A 19,985-nucleotide genomic window follows, 5' to 3' on the forward strand; every position below is an offset into this window, starting at 1 on the left:
TATTAAAGGTGATCGCTCAGTCAGTCATCGAACTTGATAATAAAACGACGCATTGCCAGCCCGCAGATCGACGAATGGTTGCTCTGAGGTCCATGCGGGCGCTCACCTTATATTCTGATAGTCATCGCTGCGTAATTTCCCTGACCCAACCCTTTTCCTGAATCCCCCTCGCAAAATTCAAATTTACCCCACCCAAAGCCGCTGTATTTATATTCAGTCCTGTATAATGAGCTTCGGAAATTATGCCGAACGGCAAAGGATATATTGAAGAATATTTAACGAGGAATTCGCGATATGAAGGTGCTGCAACACCCCCATACCGCTAACCACAACCAACTAGACAGGAGTTGAAAATGGCTGCGACGAATTTTAAGCCAGAGTTTACCGTTTGCAAAACAGAATCAGACGCTTTCACCGGCATGATTGAAAACCGCGAGCTGGTACGCAAAAACAGCGCCCGCCGTCTTCACGGCAACCCGCCTAACGCGGCGCCCGTCCATCCCCGCGCGGAAACGCCGCAGGACAGCGCCGCCTGCTGCGAACTGTATGCGCGTATAGACATGAAATACCTTCTTCTGGGCGGTGACTGGCTAACCCGTGCAGGCTTTATCAACGGCATGCCCGTGAAAATCCGCGCCATGAAAGACTGCATTGTGATTACGCCGCAGCATACAAGAGAATTATGGGGATGCCTGGAAGGAATGAGTGTGGTGAATATCAATAAACAGAAAGTCGCACAGTGGCTGAAGACCTTTCCGGGAGCGCTGAATGATACCGGTGATATACCGATTATTAAGCGTGGAACAGGGCAGGCGATATTGGAGTAACTGTGCTTCCCATCCAATGTAATCCGTGAAGCAATAAAACGGGCATGTCATCCCATGCCCGTTGTAAGTAAAAATCACTCGTGCTTTACCTGCTCTTTCACAGCCTTAACCAGCACAGCGTGAAGTTCGCCGACGGTTAAATCGCGTATCACAGGTTCGGGTATGCCACGCACCCAGCGGATAAATCGACAGATGCCAAAAAAGTCTATACCTTCACCCGTAAACAGATACTCGTTCTCAGCAAGAGAGAACGTTTTCATATAGCCATCTTCTTCCGTGGCAAGCTGAACGCCAAACCCTTTTTCGCAGTCTTCAAGTAGGTCTTCGCCGTCCATACCGCAAATATGCAAATCGGCCTCAATCCAGGTGTTTCTATCAATAGGTTTACGATGTATCCCAGAGGACTCACGTACGACCTCAATAACTTGTGCGAGAGTAGGTTCCATTTAAAAATATTCCGTATTCGTTAGTTTCAATTGGCTATCCGGAACTTAACAGTCACCCGCTATTCGATAAGGCGTGAAGTAGGGTACGGGTCCAGAAAGCGTGATTATCTTTGCTATGGTTTGAAACCGGGTTTACCATTTTCCCTACGCCACTCCTTTACTTCCTGGACTACGCCTTCGGGACTGTCTTCTCTGCCTTCTCTTGGATAGTAAATAAGATCAGAACCATCAGGGTGCTGCGTCAATCGTTTGAATTCGAGAATGTTTTTTATATCTTCAGCTTCAGTGGTATCAGATACATAAAAATATTTTCTTACAAATTCCAAAAATAGTTCTTCTGTGTAATCTTCAATTTTATCCATTTTTTTCATCTTAGATGAGATCTTTTAGTATGCCCTATACGATTATCGGGCAATGCCTCTCACCAATTATCCCTATAGTCGAAAGAAACCTGATAGTCATAAATAGTGGGGGTTGTTTTATGTACGAAGTGGGGCTGAAGAATTGGTATCCATTCGGCTTCAACATCAAAAAAACCATTATTCACATTGTTCTTAGTCGGTATATGAAGACCTTTGGTCATGATCTCCGCATTATCGCCGAAATCGTTCGAAAATTCTGTACCTTCACCTAGTTCAGTCCTCATATCATACCATTGCAATCTAATCTTCAAACCCATGGCAGCCCTCTTTTTTAAATTATTGTTTCTAAAGTTAGGTTAAATTTCCCCTCCAGAAAGTTGAAAGGTTAAATCATTAGAATAAAATGTTCTTCCAAGAAGGCGTTCTAAAAGATGTGCCTGATGCTCATTGATATTATAGACGCCGATACCATACGAAAAATCGCTTCTATCTTCTGCATTCATTCCCATAATCATACATAGATCATTGAGGTATTGATGAGGTATATCGATTTCGAAAAGCAAATTTTCATCTGTTTTACTGTATGCATCAATTGTGTAAACGATCATTATTTTTCTACCTTTCTGGTTGGGTCTGCTGGTTTAGTTTGCTTACCCGTAGTGGGATCAAACTCACCGAGGTGACTGCGTCCTGAACGATCATAGATCTCAACTGTACCGTGCTGAGAGTCCCATTCGTAAATTTTACCTTTTGAATCCTTCCAACGGGTACGCAGTTTTCCTCCCCCTTTAATTGGTGTTTTCGCTTGCACCTTCTTAGCATCAGGAAATGCAGACAAAGGAGGATTTCCTTTAGGAGGTGAATGGTATTTGTGATCTGAATTAATATAAACATAAATCGGCGGCACCCCGCCCACCGGCAGAATCAGAATATAATCCGCAAATGTCCTCTCTTCCGGTGTCGGGCTGGTCGTCACACCAATCCCCGTATCCTCCGGCAGCGGGTCAACCACAACCGGGTTCGGTATCCGTACCGGGTTGTGATTGCCCGTATCCCACGGCTTACTGTCTCCGGTGCGGTCCGGTGTCCAGATGAGGGTGATACCGGGGTCTTCTTCGGTGGTAAAGGTGTACGCCTGGCGTTGGCTATCCCACTCCATCCTGCGAACGCGCACGCTGTCTTTGCCGGGCGGCGTATGCCAGCCTCGCGGTGTCGGGTTGCCGCTGGCGTCGTTCTCCCAGGTGAAGCGAACGCGGGTAGGGGATTCCCGCATCTGCTCGGCGCGCATCCTGTCGATAAAATCCTGTTCGCCGTCGTTCAGCTTGCCGGGATACATCCCTATCAGCAGCCCTGCGACAGGTGCACCAAGGCCTCCCGTGGCTATCTCGCCAAGTGCAGCGCAGCGCACGGCCCATGTGCCGGAAATGACAGTACGCCCGCTAACCAGTACGAGTTCGCTGGCATCGGCTGTCGCGTTCCGCGCGGTCCAGGCCCTTTCTTCGGCTGCAACGGCAGCCTGATAGTCCATCTCCTCGTGATGCCCGTTCCACCAACGATAAAGTGCGCTGCGTTGCTTCGGCTTTGGGATCGCCTTACGCTTTGCCACCTGAGCGTGCTGCGCGGCGTCGTTGGGCATGGCCTGGTAAAATGCCATCTCGGCGAAGTTGGTGTGGGGCTCACTTCCGGTGCCTGCATCGTTACAGCCTTCTCCACGCAGGCAAGATTTCGCAAAGACCCGGTTGCGATCGCGTACTTCTGCTTGTCGCTGCGCTTCGGCCTGCTCCTCTTTTCTGCGCGCAGCGAGCATGGCCTGATGCTTTTCCTGTGCGATCTGTTCAGGAGAGGGACCGGATCCGAGCCACTCTCCCGATGGGGCGATCACGCGGTTGGTTCCGCGAGGGCATCCACAAATGACGACAGAACCATCGACGGCTGAGGCTTGCCCCATCCAGTTGACGCGTGGCTCACCGTTGGCAATCACGCCCTGTTTGCCGCATTTAGGGCATGCCGTGGTTTTATCGCCAACACGAACGATGCCGCGACCGTGCTCGGTGCAGTTGGGCAGAGTTGTGCAGCATATTGCGCCGGTGGTTGTTCTGTCGCCGTGCAGCGCCTGACCGCGTCCATGGTTATCGGAACGGTAGCCCATGTCCTATTCTCCGGGCCAGGTTAAGAAGTCCTCATGAGGTGGAATACCTTCGCGGGTGACCAGATAAGTACTGCCGAGCGGTGTGCTGATAATCTCGTCATCGTTATCAAGCAGGCTGCCAACCAGCGCAACGCCCTGACGTCTCCAGGAAAACGCTTCGCCAGCTGAGGTCATAATCGTGGCGAGCGTTCCATCCGGATAGGCCACACAGTCGCCTTCGACAATCACGCTGGTGTAACTCCCATCGTCCATGAGCATTGTGGCTTCACGATCGACGGGAAGAACAACGCCGCCCAGTCGGGTCTGGCTGCCAGCCGTGGCGATCCGCCAGATGGCGGTGACGGGATGTTGTCGATGAAAGGCTTTCTGTTCGGCAATGATGGCGCGCGCGTCCTCGGGCATGGCGGCCAGTTCTTCATCGGAAAACGGTGAACGATCTATTTCCGCTTTTAACTCAGCGGTAAATTCATTGGTATAAAGCTGCATGACAATTCCTTGTAGGGGCAGAAGAGTAAATGCAGCAATGCTAGGTTTTAGACTGTATGGCGAATATACATAAAGTGGGTAATAAGTCGGGCTAAAATCCGAAATAAATATCCAGATTGATATCGGTCATATTCTAATCCAGGGGCTGTAATGGTTCCTGTTAATTAAAAATGTAATACTCTCTGAGTTTCCGATAAATAATATTATGCAGCGCATGTAATATTTGAATACATACGCTGCATGACGTTATTTCAAAACACCGGCACCCCCAGCCCAACCTTCACCTCCCTCAACGTCCCCTGCGTCACCCCCTGCGCCCGTTCGGTCCCGCGCTTCAGCATCGCCATCAGTTCCCCCTTATCCCGCATATACATCGCCCTGCGCTCCCGCATCGGCGCAATCAGCTCCTGCAGGCACCCCTCCAGCTCGTTCTTACAAACCCGGTCACCCAGCCCGCCCGCCTGATAGTGCGCCTTCATCGCCGACACTTTCTCCTTGTCCGGATGAAACGCGTCGAGGTACGTAAACACCACGTTCCCCTCAATCTGCCCCGGGTCGCTCACCTTCAGGTGGTTCGGGTCGGTGTACATGGCGCTGACCGCACGGTGGATCGTCTCTTCGCTGGCTGAAAGGTGCAGCGTGTTGCCCAGCGATTTCGACATCTTGGCGCTGCCGTCGATGCCGGGCAGGCGGCTGGTGTCGCTCAGTATCGCCTTGCAGTGGCGCAGCACCGGGGCGGGCAGCAGGCTGTTCATCTTGTGCACAATCTCGTTGGTCTGCTCAATCATCGGCAGTTGGTCGTCGCCGACGGGCACGCACTCGGCCTTGAACGCGGTGATGTCCGCCGCCTGGCTGATGGGGTAGGCCATAAACCCGACCGGCAGCGAGCGGGCGAAGCCTTTCTGCGCAATCTCGTTCTTCACCGTCGGGTTACGCTCCACGCGGGCGACGGTGACGATGTTCATATACAGCATCGTCAGCTCGGCGAGGGCGGGCAAGGCGGATTGCAGGCAGATCGTGGTCAGGTTCGGGTCGATGCCGGCAGCGAGGTAGTCGGCCAGCACTTCGGGGATGTTGTCGCGAATTTTTTGCGGGTTGCTGCCGTTGTCGGTCAGCCCCTGCAGGTCGGCAATCAGCACAAACTGGTTGTGCGTGTGCTGGAGCGCCACGCGCTGGCGCAGCGATCCGACGAAGTGGCCGAGGTGCAGCGGGCCGGTTGGGCGGTCGCCGGTGAGGATGGTGGGTGCGTTCATAAAGACTCCTTAATGTGCAGTTGCCGAAAGGGGTCTTAGAAAAGTGAAAGCCGCCTTTCGGCGGCTATCTGAAAATGGGAAAAACTACTCCGTGCCGCCTTTAAGAAGGCAGCCACCAGCGGTTTACGGTGAGGACGGCGTGGTTTATGTTCATCTCTTTACCGTACCACGTCCGGCGCGAAAAACAAAAGGGCACGTCATGCTGCAATCTCTCAACCACCTGACCCTCGCGGTCAGCGACCTGCAAAAAAGCGTCACCTTCTGGCACGAACTGCTTGGTCTGACGCTGCACGCCCGCTGGAATACCGGGGCCTATCTTACCTGCGGCGATCTGTGGCTCTGCCTGTCGTACGACGAGGCGCGCCGGTACGTGCCGCCGCAGGAGAGCGACTATACCCACTACGCGTTTACCGTGGCGGAAGCGGATTTTGAACCGTTCTCGCAAAGGCTTGAGCAGGCTGGCGTCACCGTCTGGAAGCAGAACAAAAGCGAGGGGGCGTCGTTCTATTTTCTCGACCCGGACGGGCACAAGCTGGAGCTGCACGTGGGCAGCCTCGCCGCGCGTCTGGCGGCGTGTCGCGAGAAGCCCTACGCGGGCATGGTGTTTACCTCAGACGAGGCTTGAGGCGCGCACCTTCAGCCTGCCCGCCAGCGTCACGTGCGTGGCGGCATCTTCCTGATTGCACAGGTACTCAACCGCCAGCCGCCCCAGCTCGCTGTAGGGCAGCTGGATACTGGTCAGCGGCGGGGTGAGCTGTTCGGAGATCTTCTGGTCGTCGTAGCCCGCCAGCAGCATGTCCTGCGGGATGCGCACGCCGTTCACCGCCAGCGCCTGATAGCAGCCAATCGCCAGCCAGTCGCTGGCGCAGAAGATGGCGTCCGGGCGCTCGGCCAGTTCCAGCAGGGAGGTGGTGGCGGTAAAGGACTCGCTGAACTGCCAGTTGGTCTGGCGCACCAGGTCGTCGTCGCACGCGAGTCCAGCCTGCTGGAGCGCGGCCTGGTAGCCCGCCAGACGCTGGCGGGAGGCCTCCATCCAGCTCTCCCCGGTGATGTGGGCGATGCGCGTCGCCCCGCAGGCGATGAGGTGTTTAGTCACCTGGAAAGCGTTGGCGTAGTCGTCCGGGATAAACGACGGCAGCAGCGGCGAGCCGGGGTCGCGCTGGTTGAGCAGCACCAGCGGGATGCGGGTGCAGTCCTGGAATGCCGTCATGTCCACCAGCGTGGTGACCGGGGAGGCGAGAATAATCCCGATGCAGTTGCGCTTCTCCAGCTGGCGGATGATGTTAAGCGCCAGCTCGATGTCGTCGCCGTAGTCGTAGACGGTGAGCAGGGTCTCGTTGCGCCACGCCGCTTCCCGCGCCTGGCTGATGGCGTCGATAAACGGGTCGAAGCTCTGCATGGAGCTCACCAGCAGGGCAATTTCTTCCTGGTTGCGCGGGGCGTGAACGGCGGGGAGGCGGTCGTAGCCGAGCTCGGTGGCGACGCTAATCACCCGCTGGCGGGTCTCGTCGCTGAGCTTGATGTTGCGGGACTGGTTAAGCACCAGCGATACCGTCGCCTGCGACACCCCTGCCGCTCGCGCAATATCGTTCATCGTCACTTTCGTTTTTCGCTTCATCCGTCCTCTCCCTTTCGCGATTTCGCATCATACCCTAACCGCAAGCTTTAGCGCCGTCGATCACGTTTCTCGTTCATCGAAGCGTGAACTTTGTGAGGGGCATCGCTTTTCTAAACGCCGTAATTTGCGCATTTATCCCGCAGCTAATATTTATTAGCTAAACATTATCAGTAAGAGGATGCGTAATGAAAGAGCAGTGGAGCAGGGAGCAGGCACAGGCGTGGTATGAACAAAAAGGCTGGCTGTGCGGGTTTAACTATTTGCCGTCAACGGCGGTGAACTGGACCGATATCTGGCAGGCAGAGACCTTCGATGCCGCAACCATTGACCGCGAGCTGGGCTGGGCGGCGGAGGCGGGCTACAACACCCTGCGCATCAACCTGCCGTTTATCGTCTGGGAGCATGACCGCGACGGGCTGATGGCGCGTATCGACCGCTTTTTGACGATTGCCGACGACCACGGGTTCAGCACCATGCTGACCCTGATGGACGACTGCGGCTTCTCCGGTGACGAGCCGTACCTCGGCCCGCAAAAGCCGCCAGTGCCGGGCAAGCACAACAGCCAGGCGGCGGCGAGCCCCGGTCGCGACAAGGTGTGCGATCCGGACTGCTGGGCAGACATTGAACGCTATATCCGCGACGTTGTCCGCCAGTTCCGCGACGATAAGCGCGTGCTGCTGTGGGATCTCTATAACGAGCCGGGCAACCGCGGCATCTTCGCGACCGGTACGGAAGAGGTGCTGTACGACGCGAAGCTGGAGACCTGCGCGCACGAACTGATGAAGCTGGCGTTCCAGTGGGTACGTGAAGAAGACCCGACCCAGCCGCTCACCGTCTGCGCGTGGCGTCTGCCGCCGGAAGAGGAGGACGAGACGTTCTATCAGCATCCGCTGGACCAGACCGCGCTGGCGCTCTCGGACGTGGTGAGCTATCACGCCTACACCAACACCGGGCGGATGACGGCGATTATTCAGCAGCTTCAGGCGCTGGGCCGCCCAATCTTCTGTACCGAATGGCTGGCGCGTCACGTGGGCGGCACCATCGAAGAGCAGCTGCCGCTGATGTACATGGCGAAGGTCGCGCCGTATCAGTGGGGGCTGGTGCGCGGCAAGACCCAGACGTGGCTGCCGTGGCCGGTGGTGATGAAAGAGTCCACGGACTACTGCCGCCTCTGGTTCCACGACGTATTTGAGGAGAACGGCATCCCGTTCTCACGCGCTGAAATCGCGCTGATGAAGAAACTGCGCAAAATCGCCCCTAATCCGCAGGGCTAATAATAACGACCCGGCGGTCAGCCGCCGGGCAACCAGGTACGCACTATGGCAATGACAATGAAAATACCGTCTCGCGAGTTGTGGTCTTACTTTGGCTATGGTTTAGGTCAGTGTTTTAGCTTTGGTTTAGTGGGTTCGTTTATTAACTATTTTTACACCGACGTGCTGGGGATCTCGGCGCTGGCGGCGAGCACCATCTTCCTGATTGCCCGCGCGTGGGACGCGGTTCACGATCCGCTGTTTGCCAGCATTATGGACACCATTAACAGCCGGTTCGGCAAGTTTCGCCACTTTTTGCTGATCGCCCCGCTGCTGATCACCGGCGTCACGCTACTGTCGTTCTATAAAATTGAAGCGGACATGACCACCAAAATCCTCTACGCCGGGGTGACCTACATCCTGTGGGGAACGCTGTACGCCATCTCCGATATCCCGTTCTGGTCGATGTCGTCGGTGATGACCAACGACTCCGGTCAGCGCACCCGCGCGGTGACGGCGGCGATGCTCGGGGTGAACGCCGGGATTGCCTGCGCCAACATCTTCTTCCCGAAGCTGGCGGCGTTCTTCGCCCAGTACAGCAATGACAAAGGCTACTTTATGGCGGCGCTGGTGATGATGCTGGTGGGCCTGCCGCTGATGCTCAACGGCTTTATGCAGATCAAAGAGCGCGTGCCGCCGAGCCCGGAAAAGGTGACGATGCGCGACACCTTCCACAACCTGCGCCAGAACAAGCCGCTGTTTATCGTCCTGCTGTCGTTCTTTTTCTGCGTGTTCCACAACGTGGCGGGCGGGCTGTATATCTACTTCTTTATCAATAATCTGGGCGACGGCAGCCTGCAGATGGCGATTGGCGTGATGGGGATTGTGGCGGCGGTGCTGTGCCTGGTGGCCCCGATGCTGACGCGCCGGATGCAGAAGCGGAAGCTGTTTATGATCCTCTGCGGGCTGGACGTGGCGGTGCGCGTGGTGATGTGGTTTGTCGGGTATCAGCAGGTGACGATGCTGTTTATTCTGCTCGGCCTGAGCACGCTGTTCGTGATGATGACCAACATCCTCACCTCGTCGATGATTGCCGACACCATCGAGTACGCGGAGTACCACACGAACAAGCGCTGCGCGGCGATCACCTTCTCCGGGCAGACCTTTACCGGCAAGATGTCGGTGGCGGTGGGCGGCGGGCTTATTGGCGTGTTTCTGACGATGATCGGCTACGTGCCGCAGGCGCAAATCCAGAGCGAAGGCGTGCTGTCGGGGCTGTTCTTTGGGATTTGCCTGCTGCCGGCGATTGGGTCGCTGATCCGCATGGGCTTTATGTCGCGCTTTACCTTTACCGAGGAGAAGCATGCGGAAGTGTGTCGGCTGCTGGCGGAGCGCAGGCGGGGGAGCGAGCAGAATGGCATCGGGGATGAGGCGTTGACCCGCCCGGTATCGGTCAATTAATCGCTTCAGACGCCTGCTTTGCAGGCGTCTGCTTCTAATTCCGCAGCTTCAGGGACTCGGGGAGGTGGAGTATCGAGCTCTGAATACTGGTTCCGATGGTAAAAGGGACGATCCACAAACGTAGCGCATGGCTGTCCGGCTTATGAAGTTCGAAGGGATGGGGAAGCGCATCGCTAAAACCGTCATGCTGCGGGTAGATCAGGATCATATCGCCGCGGCTATCGAGATATTTCGTTCCGTAGGCCAGCATCTGGTAAAGATCGCTTTGCGAAATGTTAAAGCCAGGTTTATGAGGCTTAATCTTTTTCCATTTCGTATCGCAAATAATTGAAGAATGTTTCGACGTGTCATACGGGCGAAGCCAGATATCCGGCTTGAGTCTAAACATATACCTGGTGTGATAGCGAGCCAGAGTGTGTGTTTTTGCTTGGGTATCAATTTGGTAACGTTGATGATGATGATGCCTCATCCACGCCGCAACAAAGGATTCAAATACCGCTTCCATTGGAAAGAGCAGCGATATGGCATCAGCATGACCCTGCATACAAAGTGGTGACTCCCCGTGTAGGATCAATTTGGCCCACTCCAGCGCCTGTTCATAGTGATGCATATGCCTGTCGAGGCGAACCAGATCGAACGCGTGAGCGGTATCAACAACGGGAGGAATACCTTCGAAGGCCGACTGCAAGGGGCGAAGCTGCTGGATGAGCTGAGGGTTGCGGGTCAGGCGCGAAACCGTATCGATGGCCGTTTTGAGAATGCGGTTCTCCGGTCGGTCAACACTGTACTCGTCATACTCCACCTGAAAGCGATCCCGGCGAACGCTATTTGTCGACAGTTGTGCTGAAACCCGCAGTTTTCCCTTCATCCACGGTAGATTCTCCTGCTGGCGAAGGTAGTCACGCTTAAGACCCTGCTGCAGGACCGCCTGGACGCTCTGGATAAATTGATGAATAAAGATATCCATCAGCGGCATGCGCGAAGTTTTGATACTGGCGGAGGTTGTGGCGATGTGCCGGAAGGTTTTCAGCGTGCGCAGCATCATCATCAGCTGTTCGCGGGCGTTATCATGGCCTGTCTTTGGCAGCACCTCGATAAACCCCCCTCCCGGCAGCGCAATGACGCCGACATAGTTTTTCACCTGCAGCACCTTAACGCGCCCGGCCGTTTTCAGCGTCAGCAGGCGCTGATCGTATTCCGCATCATCCTTCAGGCAGCATTGCTCCAGCCACGCAAAACAGGCCGGCGGGAGTTCCGTTGCGTCCTTAACCCGGCCGCTGTCCTCTTCGCTAACCAGATAACCGTACTCAAAGATGGACCACTGCTGCCGCCTGGTCATTCATCGTTCTCCGGGCCTCGCGCACCTGCATCGTAAATCTGACGCCAGGCGATGGCGTTATTCCAGACCGGATCCTCTTCGCTGGCAAGGTGATAGCGCTCTCCCTCTTCCTGCAGATCGTCCGATGCATCCGTTCCAAACAGCCGCTGAATATTTCCCTCATTTTTGATTGAACGGATAAAGCACAGGGCGGGATCGTGCTTCTGGTTATCTCCGAGGACCAGACGAATTTTCTGCCAGTCGTTGTAAAAGTACTCTTCCAGCAGCGGCAGCACTTTATTTTTCATCACCCGCTGCAGACGGGCGAAAGCAATGTCATCGTCCTCCGTCTCAATTACCGATATGAAAAAAGCGTGCCCGAGCGTGTGCTCGCTATCGTACAGCGCCTCAATGCGTTCATTGAGCATCTGCAGTAGCCGTTTGAGATCGATACCTTTGATGACGTGGCCTTCCAGAATGGAGGCTTTCGGCAGCATGGCCTTAAACTCGAAGCGGCGGCGCAGGGCGGTGTCCAGAGCGGTCAGTGAACGGTCCGCGGTATTCATGGTGCCTACCAGGAACAGGTTGTTTGGCACGCTGAATTTTTCGCCCGAATAGGGTAGCGTCACGCTCAGGGCCTCGGGTTCACCCATGCGCTTGGATTTCTCAATTAAGGTGATGAGTTCTCCGAAAATTTTGGAGATATTGCCACGGTTAATCTCGTCAACGATCAGCACGTAGTTCTGGCGTTTTGCTGGCGCATTTATTTCCGGCGTGACGGGAAGATTGTAGTTTTTGTGAAGATAGGTGAGGATCCCCCGGACATACGACTCGTTGTGGATATCAATGCCGTTGTTCTGATACCAGGCTTTGATGTCCTTCACATAGGCGTTGTATCCATTACCCAGATCCTCTTTTTGGCTGTTAAAAGGGAAGATGCCGAAGTTAGTTTCACTTTTATAGGTGACTCCGAACGGTTTTCCTGACGTCGTTTTGAGCGTAGCGCCTTCGCTGTTCAGTAGCTCTTTCTGAAACCGGAATAGCGCCTCGTTCAGCGCCAGCTGTTCCCCTGCGTGGCCAAACGCCGCATCCTCGCAGATTTGTTTAAAGACGCCGGATTTAATGTCATAGCGGACGTTTCCGTCACGGGTGGTATCCGCACGCAGCCCTTCAATAAACTCTTCATAACCAAAGCTCTGATGGAAGGTTACAAAGCGGATCCGCTGCTCTGAGACCAGACGGTCATAAAGCGCTTTAAGAGCGTTTCGATAATCACTGCCCTGAAGGCCATCCAGCAGGCGGGAATATTCAGCAGGTTCACAGGCGCGGACGGCATGCTCAACGGTGGAATAGGTTTTACCCGTACCCGGAGGGCCATAGAAGATGACGTTCAGTGGCACATCCGCCACGCTCTCGTCCGTTTCCTGATCGTCGTCTTCGTCCCAGGATTCACTGCCTACAAGGCCAATGTCACTCTTATCTTTGATGAAATGCGTATAGAGATGCCACAGCGACATATTGAGTTCGACAGGATCGACATGGTCGCCCAGCTCGCGGTTCAGAGCCGCCTTAAGCTCCAGGTTTTTTTCAAACCACTTTCCTTTCCCGGAGAGTTCAAGACCGAAGCGGTTATTACAGTAGTTGTAAATGCGGGAAAACATTTTGGTATTGACCACGTTCGAAACCCGCTCAGGGTACAGCGTGGCAAAAGCCCGATGGCACAACGCCCAGTACTGTTTCTTGAGAACAGATTTGGCCTTAAGCGCCTGTAGTTTGTTTATCACCTTTTCATACACTGCCGGTGTGCAGCCCTGAGCAATCAGGGTTGTGATTTCCCGCAGGTGAATTTGTGCCGCATTGTATTCATTTTGAGACATTCCGCCCTGTTTGATGCTGGCGACACCGTTGGAGCGTTCATACCAAAGCGCCTTGATAAGGCTTTGATCGCGAAACTCTGGCCACTCTGCCTCTACACGTTCAACCATCTGGTGATAGGCAGGCCCCCATGTAGGGCTGTATCGGCTGTTGTTACTGATATGCTCATTAAAGAAGGGGGCTAACGCGGTGCGCTCCTGAACCATCACAAACTCCGGAAGTCGGGAAAAGGCGGTAAAGGTCAGTATCTTATAGGATTAATCTGAAAGGCGTCACTGCCTGTTCAGGTGGGTTGAGGTGAAAAGGGGCTGATGCACGTAGGCGTCAGCCCTCAGACTTACAGCGACTTCACAAACGCCAGCAGATCTTCGTTGAGCTGATCCTGGTGGGTCAGAGCGAAGCCGTGCGGGGCGTTGTCGTACACCTTCAGCGTGGCGTTTTTGATCATCTCCGCCGCCAACTTGCCGGTGCTTTCAAACGGCACGATCTGGTCGTTGCTGCCGTGGATCACCAGCGTCGGCACGTCGATTTTCGCCATATCCGGGCGGAAGTCGGTTTCGCCGAAGGCGGTCACGCAGTCGATGGTGCCCTTCAGGGAGGCCAGCAGGGCGATGTTCAGCGTCTGCGTCAGAGCACCCGCGGAAACGGTCTGCCCGGCGTTGGTGCCGTAGAACGGAGTGGCGAAATCGCTGATGAACTGGGCGCGATCTTTACGCAGTCCGTCGCGAATGCCGTCGAACACGCTCTGATCCACACCCTGCGGGAAGGAGTCGGATTTGCCGAAGATTGGCGTTACCGCGCCCAGCAGCGCCAGACCGGCCACGCGCGCGCTGCCGTAGTTGTTGATGTAGCGCGTCACGTCGCCGCCGCCCATCGAGAAGCCCACCAGCGTCACGTCCTGGAGGTCCAGGGTGACGATCAGGTCGTTAATGTCGGACGCAAAGGTATCGTAGTCGTAGCCGTTCCACGGCTGATCCGAGCGGCCAAAGCCGCGACGGTCAAAGGCGATGGCGCGGAAGCCGCGTTCGGCCAGGTAGTTCAGCTGGCTGTCCCACATGTCGCCGTCCAGCGGCCAGCCGTGGCTGAAGAGAACCGGTTTGCCCGCGCCGCCTTCTTTGTAGTAAATCTGCGTGCCGTCTTTTGCCTTAAACGTTGCCATAGTGTGTTCCTGTACAGGTGATGGTTAGGGTTATACCGGCGCGACCAGGTAGCGAATAGCCGGTGATGTTGTGCCCTGATGAAAAGCCAGAACGCGGCTTTGCAGCAGGAGGTCATTCATGGTGTGGCGCTCCTGCTGGCGCAGATGCTCAATCCACGAGCCCATCAGGAAAGTCTCGATAAACAGCCCCGGACGTTCGATATCCTCGTACACCGCCCAGCTCATCGCCCCGGCGCGGCGTCGCACCCGGCGCAGCTCGTGTACCGCCTCCAGGAAGGCCTTCGCGTTCTGCGGGTCTATGATGTACTCGTGCGACACCAGCACCGGGCCGCGCTCGTTCGGCAGTTCAATCTCCACGCCGTCCAGCGGCTGGCCGCTCAGGTCGAGGTTTAAATCAGGATCTTTCTCCAGCTTCCAGCGGAACACCGTTGCGCTTGCCAGCACCATCCCCAGCGTGGCGACAACCAGCGAGGTTGGGGTGCCAAACTGAGAGGCGATCTGCCCCCAGATGGCGCTGCCCGTAGTCATCGAGCCGAAGAACACCGTCAGGTAGACCGCCAGCGCGCGGGCCTTCACCCAGCGGGCGGCGCTGCGCTGCGCGCCGAGGTTGAGGGTGGAGAGCACCGCAATCCACGCGAAGCCGGTGAAGAACTCAAACAGGTTGAGCAGCCAGACGTGGCGCACGAACGCCAGCGCCAGCATGGTGAGGGCAAAAACCAGGCTCGCGGCCACCATCAGCCGATCGGCGTTCAGCCGCTGGCGCAGGCGCGGCAGCAGGATCGCCCCGGCAATGGCGCCCAGGCCGATGCACGCCAGCATCACGCCGTAGCCCGCCGGGCCCAAGCCCAGCTCGCGGCGCGCCACCAGCGGCAGCAGTGCCCAGCCCGCGCTACCGAAAACGAAGAAGGCCACGGTGCGCACCAGCACGTTGCGCAGCACCGGCGCGGCGTGCACGTAGCGAATGCCGGAGCGCACCGCGGAGAAGAAGTGCTCCGGAGGCAGGCGCTGCACGGACGGGGCCGGACGCCAGCGCCACAGCACCCACGCCACGCCGACCACGGAAAGCGCGTTCAGGGCAAACACCATCCACGGCCCGGCGAGCGAAAGCAGAAAACCGCCCAGCGCGGGACCAATCGCCCGGCTGATGTTCACCCCGAGCGAGTTCAGCGCCACGGCGGCACCCAGCTCCGGCTTGCTCACAAGATCGGGCACCACGGCCTGGAACGGCGGCGAGCTCATCGCCGCGCCCACGCTCAGCAGGAACGTCGCCACCAGCAGAACGGTAGGGGTGACGTGTCCGGTGAAGGAGAGCACCGTCAGCCCGGCAGCGGCGATGAACACCCACAGCTGGGAGAAGAGCAGGTATTTACGCCGATCGACGATGTCCGCCATCACCCCGGACGGCAGGGCGAAGAGGAACATCGGCAGGCTGCTCGCCGCCTGCACCAGCGCGATATCCAGCGGATCGGCGCTGAGCGTCAGCATGCTCCAGTTGATGCCGACGTCGCTCATCCATGAGCCGACGTTAGAGACCACCGTGGCGATCCACAGCATGCGGAACACCGGTTGGCTCAGCGGCTGCCAGGGCGAAACCGCCCGCGCGGGCGTCGTCTCGACGTGGGCGTCGCGAACGTCGTTAACCTGGGTCATGCGAACCTCTCCGTTGCCTTACGCTGCAGCCGCCACTGGCCCGGCCCGGTGAGGGCGAGAGTGGTGAAGATAATCAGCAGCAGCCAGCCAAACTGCCCTTCGGCAATCGACCAGTTCGGGTGGACCGCCAGCATCGCCACCAGCAGCACGGCGATAATCGGCAGGCACGCCAGGCGGGTGTACACGCCCGCAAGGATCAACAGCGGGCAGATCACCTCGGCGACGATCGCCGGGATCAGGCTCGCGTAAGGCCCGAAGCCGAACGGATCTTCAATGCGCGTCAGCTCTTCGCTGAAGTGCAGCACCTTCGGCAGGCCGTGCACGTAGAGCAGCAGCAGGCTGCCGGTGAGGCGCAGGAAGAACAGCCCCAGATCGACCCGGGGCGGCATAGTAGTGTTTTTCATCAGAATGCAAAGCAGCTGCAGCCCAGCGCCCCCCAGAAAGCGTTATCGTCGGACACCGGCATCTCTGACGTGCGGGCGAAATCATGCTGGTGGCTGTGAACTCCGCACGGGCCGCTGCAGTGGTGAGCCACACTCAAGCCGACGCGAGTAGCCTGCGGCGGCGCGCTGCGGTAGTGGCCCGGCACCTTCACCACCGGGGACCACTCGGGCAGGACCGGGATGGCGGGCGGCGCGAGCGGGCCAAAGCTGCCCGCGGCGTAGACGATGTCGCCGTTCACCACCGTCAGGACGGACTCGATCCCCTTGATCTCCTCTTCCGGCACGCGGAAGTAGTCTTTGCTCAGCACCGCCAGATCGGCAAGCTGGCCGACCTTGATCTGCCCCTTCTGGTTCTGCTCGCTGGAGAACCACGCGCTGCCCTGGGTCCAGAGCATCAGGGCGGTATCGCGATCCAGGCGGGCGCCGTGATCGTACATCTGCATCCCGCCGACGGTGCGGCCGGAGACCAGCCAGTAGAGCGCGGTCCACGGGTTATAGCTCGCCACGCGAGTGGCATCGGTACCTAAGCCCACCGGCACGCCGGTCTCGAGCATCTTCGCCACCGGCGGCGTGTGGCGGGTAGCTTCGATGCCATAGCGCTCGGCAAAGTACTCCCCCTGGAAGGCCATGCGGTGCTGGACGGCAATGCCGCCGCCCAGTGCTTTGATGCGGTCGATGTTGGCCTGGGTAACGGTTTCCGCGTGGTCGAAGAACCAGTGCAGGCCGTTGAACGGAATGTCGCGGTTCACCTTCTCGAACACGTTCAGCATGCGGCTGATGGATTCGTTATAGGTGGCGTGCAGGCGGAACGGCCAGCGGTGCTCCACCAGATGGCGCACCACGCGCTCCAGCTCGTCCTCCATGCCCGGCGCGAGGTCCGGGCGCGGCTCGAGGAAGTCTTCAAAATCGGCGGCGGAGAAGACCAGCATCTCGCCCGCGCCGTTGTGGCGGAAGAAGTCGCTGCCCTGGCCCGGCGTGAGCATGTCGGTCCATTTTTCAAAGTCTTCCAGCTCGTGGCCCGGGCGCTGGGTAAAGAGGTTGTAGGCGATGCGGATGGTCATCTGCTTTTTCTCGTGCAGCTCGGCAATCACCTCGTAATCTTCCGGGTAGTTCTGGAAGCCGCCGCCCGCGTCGATGGCGCTGGTCAGCCCCAGGCGGTTCAGCTCGCGCATAAACTGGCGCGTGGAGTTGACCTGCTGCTCCAGCGGCAGCTTCGGCCCTTTCGCCAGCGTGGCGTAGAGGATCATGGCGTTCGGACGGGCGATCAGCATCCCGGTCGGGTTGCCGTTGGCGTCGCGCTGGATCTCGCCGCCCGGCGGGTTCGGCGTCTCTTTGGTGTAGCCGACCACCTTCAGCGCGGCGCGGTTGAGCAGGGCGCGGTCGTACAGGTGCAGAATGAAGACCGGGGTGTCCGGCGCGGCGTCGTTAATCTCATCCAGCGTCGGCATGCGGCGCTCGGCAAACTGGAACTCGCTCCAGCCACCTACCACGCGCACCCACTGGGGCGACGGCGTGCGCAGGGCCTGTTCTTTCAGCATGCGCAGGGCGTCGGCCAGCGACGGCACGCCTTCCCAGCGCAGCTCGAGGTTGTAGTTCAGCCCGCCGCGGATCAGGTGCAGGTGCGAGTCGTTGAGGCCGGGGATAGCGGTGTGGCCTTTTAAGTCGACCACTTTGGTGCCGTCGCCGTGGTGTTGCATCACCCCGGCGACGGTACCCACTTCCAGAAATTTCCCGTCGCGCACGGCAACGGCTTCCGCGACAGGGTTCTCGCGATCGACGGTGTGAAACTGGCCGTTAACCAGAATGAGATCGGCTTTACCGAGGGTAACCATAATAGCTCCAGACTAAGAGGGGAATGGTCAGGATTATGGGAACCGGTTTCGGCAAAGATCCAGTTATACAATAGGATAGGTATACCAAAGTATAACTATACCTAAGGTTAACTATACGAAGAGATAATTACGCCCAGGCGCGATAAACCGCAGGATGAGGAGGACTTTATCGCCGTGGCGATCGCGGCGATTTCTACCCTTAACCACTGGAAAATGCTATGACCTCTTCAAAGCTCGAAGTGCTGACCCCTGCGAACTGTCAGATCATCTTTATCGATCACCAGCCACAGATGGCGTTTGGCGTGCAGTCTATTGACCGCCAGGTGCTGAAAAACAACACCGTGGCGCTGGCGAAAGCGGCTAAGGTGTTCAACATCCCGACCATCATCACCACCGTTGAGACCGAAAGCTTCTCCGGTAACACCTATCCGGAGCTGCTGGACGTGTTCCCGGGCCAGGACATTCTGGAGCGTACCTCCATGAACTCATGGGACGACCAGAAGGTGCGTGACGCGCTGAAGGCCAACGGCAAGAAGAAGGTGGTGGTTGCCGGTCTGTGGACCGAAGTATGCAACAACAGCTTTGCCCTGTGCGCGATGCTGGAAGGTGACTACGAAATTTATATGGTGGCGGACGCGTCCGGCGGCACCTCCAAAGAAGCCCACGACTTCGCGATGCAGCGCATGATCCAGGCAGGCGTGATCCCGGTGACCTGGCAGCAGGTGATGCTGGAGTGGCAGCGCGACTGGGCGCGTAAAGAAACCTACACCGCGGTGATGGATATCGTGCGCGAACACTCCGGCGCGTACGGCATGGGCGTGGATTACGCCTACACCATGGTGCACAAAGCACCGTCTCGCCAGAAGAGCGAGCACCGCACCTTAGCGCCGGTCCCGGCTCGCTAAGTTCCGCTGGCGGGCTGGTCCCTCATCCGGCTCGCCGCTGCCTTTTTCTCTGGAGTTCACAATGAGTACTGGGCTGATATCCCTTGCCGCAGGCGTGTTGATTGGCCTGATGTATGCCATGCTGAAGGTGCGCTCCCCCGCGCCGCCCGCGCTGGCGCTGATTGGCCTGCTGGGGATGCTGGCGGGTGAACAGGCGACGCGCCATCTGTTATCCCGCGACGGCGCGCCGCCTCCTCAGGTAACGGTTCCGCAGGTGAAATCGCAGACGGGAGCGACGTCATGAGAGCATGGATAATTTCGCTGGTGTGCGGCGTGGTTGCTGGGGTAATTTACGCCCTGCTCGACGTTCATTCCCCGGCACCGCCGGTTGTCGCCCTGCTTGGCCTGTTTGGCATGCTGGTGGGTGAACAGCTCATCCCGGTGGGACGGCGTTTACTGAGTCGCGAACCGTTTACCCTCGCCTGGTTTCGTCACGAATGCGTACCGAAAATCAGCGGCACGGCGCCCCCTGCGCCCGCGAAGGACCCTCGCGACGTTAAATGACTGGTTAGAGGAAAAACAGCATGACGCTGCCGTGGCGCATTGCCATCATTGATGACGAACGTTCCGTCCGCAGCGGGTTGAGTAATCTCCTGGAGTCGGAAGGCTATTCAACCGACACCTTTGATTCGGCAGAGGTGTTTCTCAGCCATCCGCTTGCCCTGTCCGGCGCGGCGCTGGTGATCACCGATATCAAGCTCCGGGGCATGAGCGGCCTGGAGCTGTTTGACAAGCTGCGGCTGCTGGCCGTACCGCCGCCGCCCGTGCTCTTTATCTCCGGTCATGCTGATGAAAATATGCAGCGGTACGCTCTTAGCCTGGGCGCCGCTGCATTTTTGCGTAAACCCATTAACATCGATATTCTGCTGGATCATATACAGCGGGAGCTGGCCCGCCGACGATAAGGAT

General features: G+C 57.5%; 22 protein-coding genes. 8 read left to right on the plus strand and 14 right to left on the minus strand.

All coding sequences use genetic code 11. The features are described 5' to 3' along the window. Positions 1 to 353 precede the first annotated feature (353 nt). Entirely contained in the window at positions 354 to 827 is a 474-nt protein-coding gene (locus IM299_RS14910; RefSeq protein WP_193357722.1) for a SymE family type I addiction module toxin, read from the plus strand. Positions 828 to 901: 74 nt separating this feature from the next. Here IM299_RS14910 and IM299_RS14915 read toward each other — a convergent pair whose 3' ends face one another. The 7 genes from IM299_RS14915 to trpS all read right to left on the minus strand — a co-directional run bounded on the left by IM299_RS14915 (position 902) and on the right by trpS (position 5,523). Continuing rightward, positions 902 to 1,273, minus strand: coding sequence for a hypothetical protein (locus tag IM299_RS14915; protein ID WP_193357723.1), 372 nt, complete (start codon positions 1,271 to 1,273; stop codon positions 902 to 904). A gap of 113 nt (positions 1,274 to 1,386) precedes the next feature. Further along, positions 1,387 to 1,635, minus strand: coding sequence for a bacteriocin immunity protein (locus tag IM299_RS14920; RefSeq protein WP_193357724.1), 249 nt, complete (start codon positions 1,633 to 1,635; stop codon positions 1,387 to 1,389). A 59-nt stretch (positions 1,636 to 1,694) separates the two neighbouring features. Then, positions 1,695 to 1,952, minus strand: a complete 258-nt coding sequence (locus tag IM299_RS14925) for a colicin E3-like toxin immunity protein (protein ID WP_193357725.1) — start codon at positions 1,950 to 1,952, stop codon at positions 1,695 to 1,697. 39 nt (positions 1,953 to 1,991) lie between these two features. Then, complete coding sequence (locus tag IM299_RS14930) at positions 1,992 to 2,243, minus strand: hypothetical protein (protein ID WP_148386809.1); 252 nt, start codon at positions 2,241 to 2,243, stop codon at positions 1,992 to 1,994. Continuing rightward, entirely contained in the window at positions 2,243 to 3,784 is a 1,542-nt protein-coding gene (locus IM299_RS14935; RefSeq protein ID WP_193357726.1) for a colicin E3/pyocin S6 family cytotoxin, read from the minus strand. The genes IM299_RS14930 and IM299_RS14935 overlap by 1 nt, the downstream gene beginning before the upstream one ends. Positions 3,785 to 3,787: 3 nt before the next feature. Continuing rightward, positions 3,788 to 4,270 carry a hypothetical protein gene (locus IM299_RS14940; RefSeq protein ID WP_193357727.1) on the minus strand — a complete coding sequence of 161 codons (483 nt, stop codon included), beginning with the start codon at positions 4,268 to 4,270 and terminating at the stop codon, positions 3,788 to 3,790. Positions 4,271 to 4,521: 251 nt separating this feature from the next. After that, entirely contained in the window at positions 4,522 to 5,523 is a 1,002-nt protein-coding gene (trpS, locus tag IM299_RS14945; RefSeq protein ID WP_193357728.1) for a tryptophan--tRNA ligase, read from the minus strand. Between the two features lie 199 nt (positions 5,524 to 5,722). Between trpS and fosA the strand changes: the two genes are divergently transcribed. Continuing rightward, the gene (gene fosA / locus IM299_RS14950; RefSeq protein ID WP_193357729.1) at positions 5,723 to 6,148 is read left to right on the plus strand and encodes a FosA/FosA2 family fosfomycin resistance glutathione transferase; all 426 of its coding nucleotides are present in this window, start codon (positions 5,723 to 5,725) and stop codon (positions 6,146 to 6,148) included. On the opposite strand, the gene IM299_RS14955 is transcribed toward fosA, so the two are convergent. Then, on the minus strand, positions 6,134 to 7,141 hold the full coding sequence (locus IM299_RS14955; RefSeq protein WP_193357730.1) for a LacI family DNA-binding transcriptional regulator: 1,008 nt from the start codon (positions 7,139 to 7,141) through the stop codon (positions 6,134 to 6,136). The genes fosA and IM299_RS14955 overlap by 15 nt on opposite strands. A 185-nt stretch (positions 7,142 to 7,326) precedes the next feature. On the opposite strand from IM299_RS14955, the gene IM299_RS14960 reads away from it, so the two are divergent. Then, positions 7,327 to 8,415 carry a cellulase family glycosylhydrolase gene (locus IM299_RS14960; protein WP_193357731.1) on the plus strand — a complete coding sequence of 363 codons (1,089 nt, stop codon included), beginning with the start codon at positions 7,327 to 7,329 and terminating at the stop codon, positions 8,413 to 8,415. Positions 8,416 to 8,460: 45 nt separating this feature from the next. After that, entirely contained in the window at positions 8,461 to 9,855 is a 1,395-nt protein-coding gene (locus IM299_RS14965; protein WP_193357732.1) for an MFS transporter, read from the plus strand. 34 nt (positions 9,856 to 9,889) lie between these two features. Here the strand turns inward: IM299_RS14965 and IM299_RS14970 are convergent, their stop codons facing one another. From IM299_RS14970 to IM299_RS14995, 6 genes are all read right to left on the minus strand, one after another. Then, the gene (locus IM299_RS14970; protein WP_193357733.1) at positions 9,890 to 11,194 is read right to left on the minus strand and encodes an McrC family protein; all 1,305 of its coding nucleotides are present in this window, start codon (positions 11,192 to 11,194) and stop codon (positions 9,890 to 9,892) included. After that, complete coding sequence (locus IM299_RS14975) at positions 11,191 to 13,254, minus strand: McrB family protein (protein ID WP_193357734.1); 2,064 nt, start codon at positions 13,252 to 13,254, stop codon at positions 11,191 to 11,193. Before IM299_RS14975 ends, IM299_RS14970 begins: the two co-directional genes overlap by 4 nt. 131 nt (positions 13,255 to 13,385) lie before the next feature. After that, positions 13,386 to 14,207: an alpha/beta fold hydrolase gene (locus tag IM299_RS14980; protein ID WP_193357735.1), complete on the minus strand. Its 822-nt coding sequence runs from the start codon at positions 14,205 to 14,207 to the stop codon at positions 13,386 to 13,388. 30 nt (positions 14,208 to 14,237) lie between these two features. Further along, the gene (locus IM299_RS14985; protein WP_063438183.1) at positions 14,238 to 15,857 is read right to left on the minus strand and encodes an MFS transporter; all 1,620 of its coding nucleotides are present in this window, start codon (positions 15,855 to 15,857) and stop codon (positions 14,238 to 14,240) included. Next, positions 15,854 to 16,261 (minus strand): DoxX family protein, encoded by a 408-nt coding sequence (locus tag IM299_RS14990; protein ID WP_193357736.1) that lies wholly within the window; start codon positions 16,259 to 16,261, stop codon positions 15,854 to 15,856. The genes IM299_RS14985 and IM299_RS14990 overlap by 4 nt, the downstream gene beginning before the upstream one ends. Beyond that, positions 16,261 to 18,132: an amidohydrolase gene (locus IM299_RS14995; protein ID WP_193357737.1), complete on the minus strand. Its 1,872-nt coding sequence runs from the start codon at positions 18,130 to 18,132 to the stop codon at positions 16,261 to 16,263. Before IM299_RS14995 ends, IM299_RS14990 begins: the two co-directional genes overlap by 1 nt. Before the next feature lie 218 nt (positions 18,133 to 18,350). On the opposite strand from IM299_RS14995, the gene IM299_RS15000 reads away from it, so the two are divergent. The 4 genes from IM299_RS15000 to IM299_RS15015 all read left to right on the plus strand — a co-directional run bounded on the left by IM299_RS15000 (position 18,351) and on the right by IM299_RS15015 (position 19,981). Further along, on the plus strand, positions 18,351 to 19,037 hold the full coding sequence (locus IM299_RS15000; protein ID WP_023331928.1) for a hydrolase: 687 nt from the start codon (positions 18,351 to 18,353) through the stop codon (positions 19,035 to 19,037). Between the two features lie 61 nt (positions 19,038 to 19,098). Then, entirely contained in the window at positions 19,099 to 19,320 is a 222-nt protein-coding gene (locus tag IM299_RS15005) for a DUF1427 family protein (RefSeq protein WP_193357738.1), read from the plus strand. Further along, on the plus strand, positions 19,317 to 19,580 hold the full coding sequence (locus IM299_RS15010) for a XapX domain-containing protein (RefSeq protein WP_041911344.1): 264 nt from the start codon (positions 19,317 to 19,319) through the stop codon (positions 19,578 to 19,580). Before IM299_RS15005 ends, IM299_RS15010 begins: the two co-directional genes overlap by 4 nt. A gap of 20 nt (positions 19,581 to 19,600) precedes the next feature. Further along, positions 19,601 to 19,981 (plus strand): response regulator transcription factor, encoded by a 381-nt coding sequence (locus IM299_RS15015; RefSeq protein ID WP_193357739.1) that lies wholly within the window; start codon positions 19,601 to 19,603, stop codon positions 19,979 to 19,981. Positions 19,982 to 19,985 lie beyond the last annotated feature (4 nt).

The sequence above is a fragment of the Enterobacter cloacae complex sp. P47BA genome (assembly GCF_014930485.1).
Lineage (GTDB): Bacteria > Pseudomonadota > Gammaproteobacteria > Enterobacterales > Enterobacteriaceae > Enterobacter > Enterobacter bugandensis.

Excerpts from the sequence above, each read along its gene's own strand:
- IM299_RS14960 (WP_193357731.1), top strand. The coding sequence starts at position 7,327 with ATGAAAGAGCAGTGGAGCAGGGAGCAGGCACAGGCGTGGTATGAACAA.
- IM299_RS14965 (WP_193357732.1), top strand. The coding sequence starts at position 8,461 with ATGGCAATGACAATGAAAATACCGTCTCGCGAGTTGTGGTCTTACTTT.
- IM299_RS14990 (WP_193357736.1), bottom strand. The coding sequence starts at position 16,261 with ATGAAAAACACTACTATGCCGCCCCGGGTCGATCTGGGGCTGTTCTTC.
- IM299_RS14915 (WP_193357723.1), bottom strand. The coding sequence starts at position 1,273 with ATGGAACCTACTCTCGCACAAGTTATTGAGGTCGTACGTGAGTCCTCT.
- fosA (WP_193357729.1), top strand. The coding sequence starts at position 5,723 with ATGCTGCAATCTCTCAACCACCTGACCCTCGCGGTCAGCGACCTGCAA.
- IM299_RS14910 (WP_193357722.1), top strand. The coding sequence starts at position 354 with ATGGCTGCGACGAATTTTAAGCCAGAGTTTACCGTTTGCAAAACAGAA.
- IM299_RS14930 (WP_148386809.1), bottom strand. The coding sequence starts at position 2,243 with ATGATCGTTTACACAATTGATGCATACAGTAAAACAGATGAAAATTTG.
- IM299_RS15000 (WP_023331928.1), top strand. The coding sequence starts at position 18,351 with ATGACCTCTTCAAAGCTCGAAGTGCTGACCCCTGCGAACTGTCAGATC.
- IM299_RS14980 (WP_193357735.1), bottom strand. The coding sequence starts at position 14,207 with ATGGCAACGTTTAAGGCAAAAGACGGCACGCAGATTTACTACAAAGAA.
- IM299_RS14975 (WP_193357734.1), bottom strand. The coding sequence starts at position 13,254 with ATGGTTCAGGAGCGCACCGCGTTAGCCCCCTTCTTTAATGAGCATATC.
- IM299_RS14970 (WP_193357733.1), bottom strand. The coding sequence starts at position 11,194 with ATGACCAGGCGGCAGCAGTGGTCCATCTTTGAGTACGGTTATCTGGTT.
- trpS (WP_193357728.1), bottom strand. The coding sequence starts at position 5,523 with ATGAACGCACCCACCATCCTCACCGGCGACCGCCCAACCGGCCCGCTG.
- IM299_RS14940 (WP_193357727.1), bottom strand. The coding sequence starts at position 4,270 with ATGCAGCTTTATACCAATGAATTTACCGCTGAGTTAAAAGCGGAAATA.
- IM299_RS14955 (WP_193357730.1), bottom strand. The coding sequence starts at position 7,141 with ATGAAGCGAAAAACGAAAGTGACGATGAACGATATTGCGCGAGCGGCA.
- IM299_RS14935 (WP_193357726.1), bottom strand. The coding sequence starts at position 3,784 with ATGGGCTACCGTTCCGATAACCATGGACGCGGTCAGGCGCTGCACGGC.
- IM299_RS14920 (WP_193357724.1), bottom strand. The coding sequence starts at position 1,635 with ATGGATAAAATTGAAGATTACACAGAAGAACTATTTTTGGAATTTGTA.
- IM299_RS15010 (WP_041911344.1), top strand. The coding sequence starts at position 19,317 with ATGAGAGCATGGATAATTTCGCTGGTGTGCGGCGTGGTTGCTGGGGTA.
- IM299_RS14985 (WP_063438183.1), bottom strand. The coding sequence starts at position 15,857 with ATGACCCAGGTTAACGACGTTCGCGACGCCCACGTCGAGACGACGCCC.
- IM299_RS14925 (WP_193357725.1), bottom strand. The coding sequence starts at position 1,952 with ATGGGTTTGAAGATTAGATTGCAATGGTATGATATGAGGACTGAACTA.
- IM299_RS15015 (WP_193357739.1), top strand. The coding sequence starts at position 19,601 with ATGACGCTGCCGTGGCGCATTGCCATCATTGATGACGAACGTTCCGTC.
- IM299_RS15005 (WP_193357738.1), top strand. The coding sequence starts at position 19,099 with ATGAGTACTGGGCTGATATCCCTTGCCGCAGGCGTGTTGATTGGCCTG.
- IM299_RS14995 (WP_193357737.1), bottom strand. The coding sequence starts at position 18,132 with ATGGTTACCCTCGGTAAAGCCGATCTCATTCTGGTTAACGGCCAGTTT.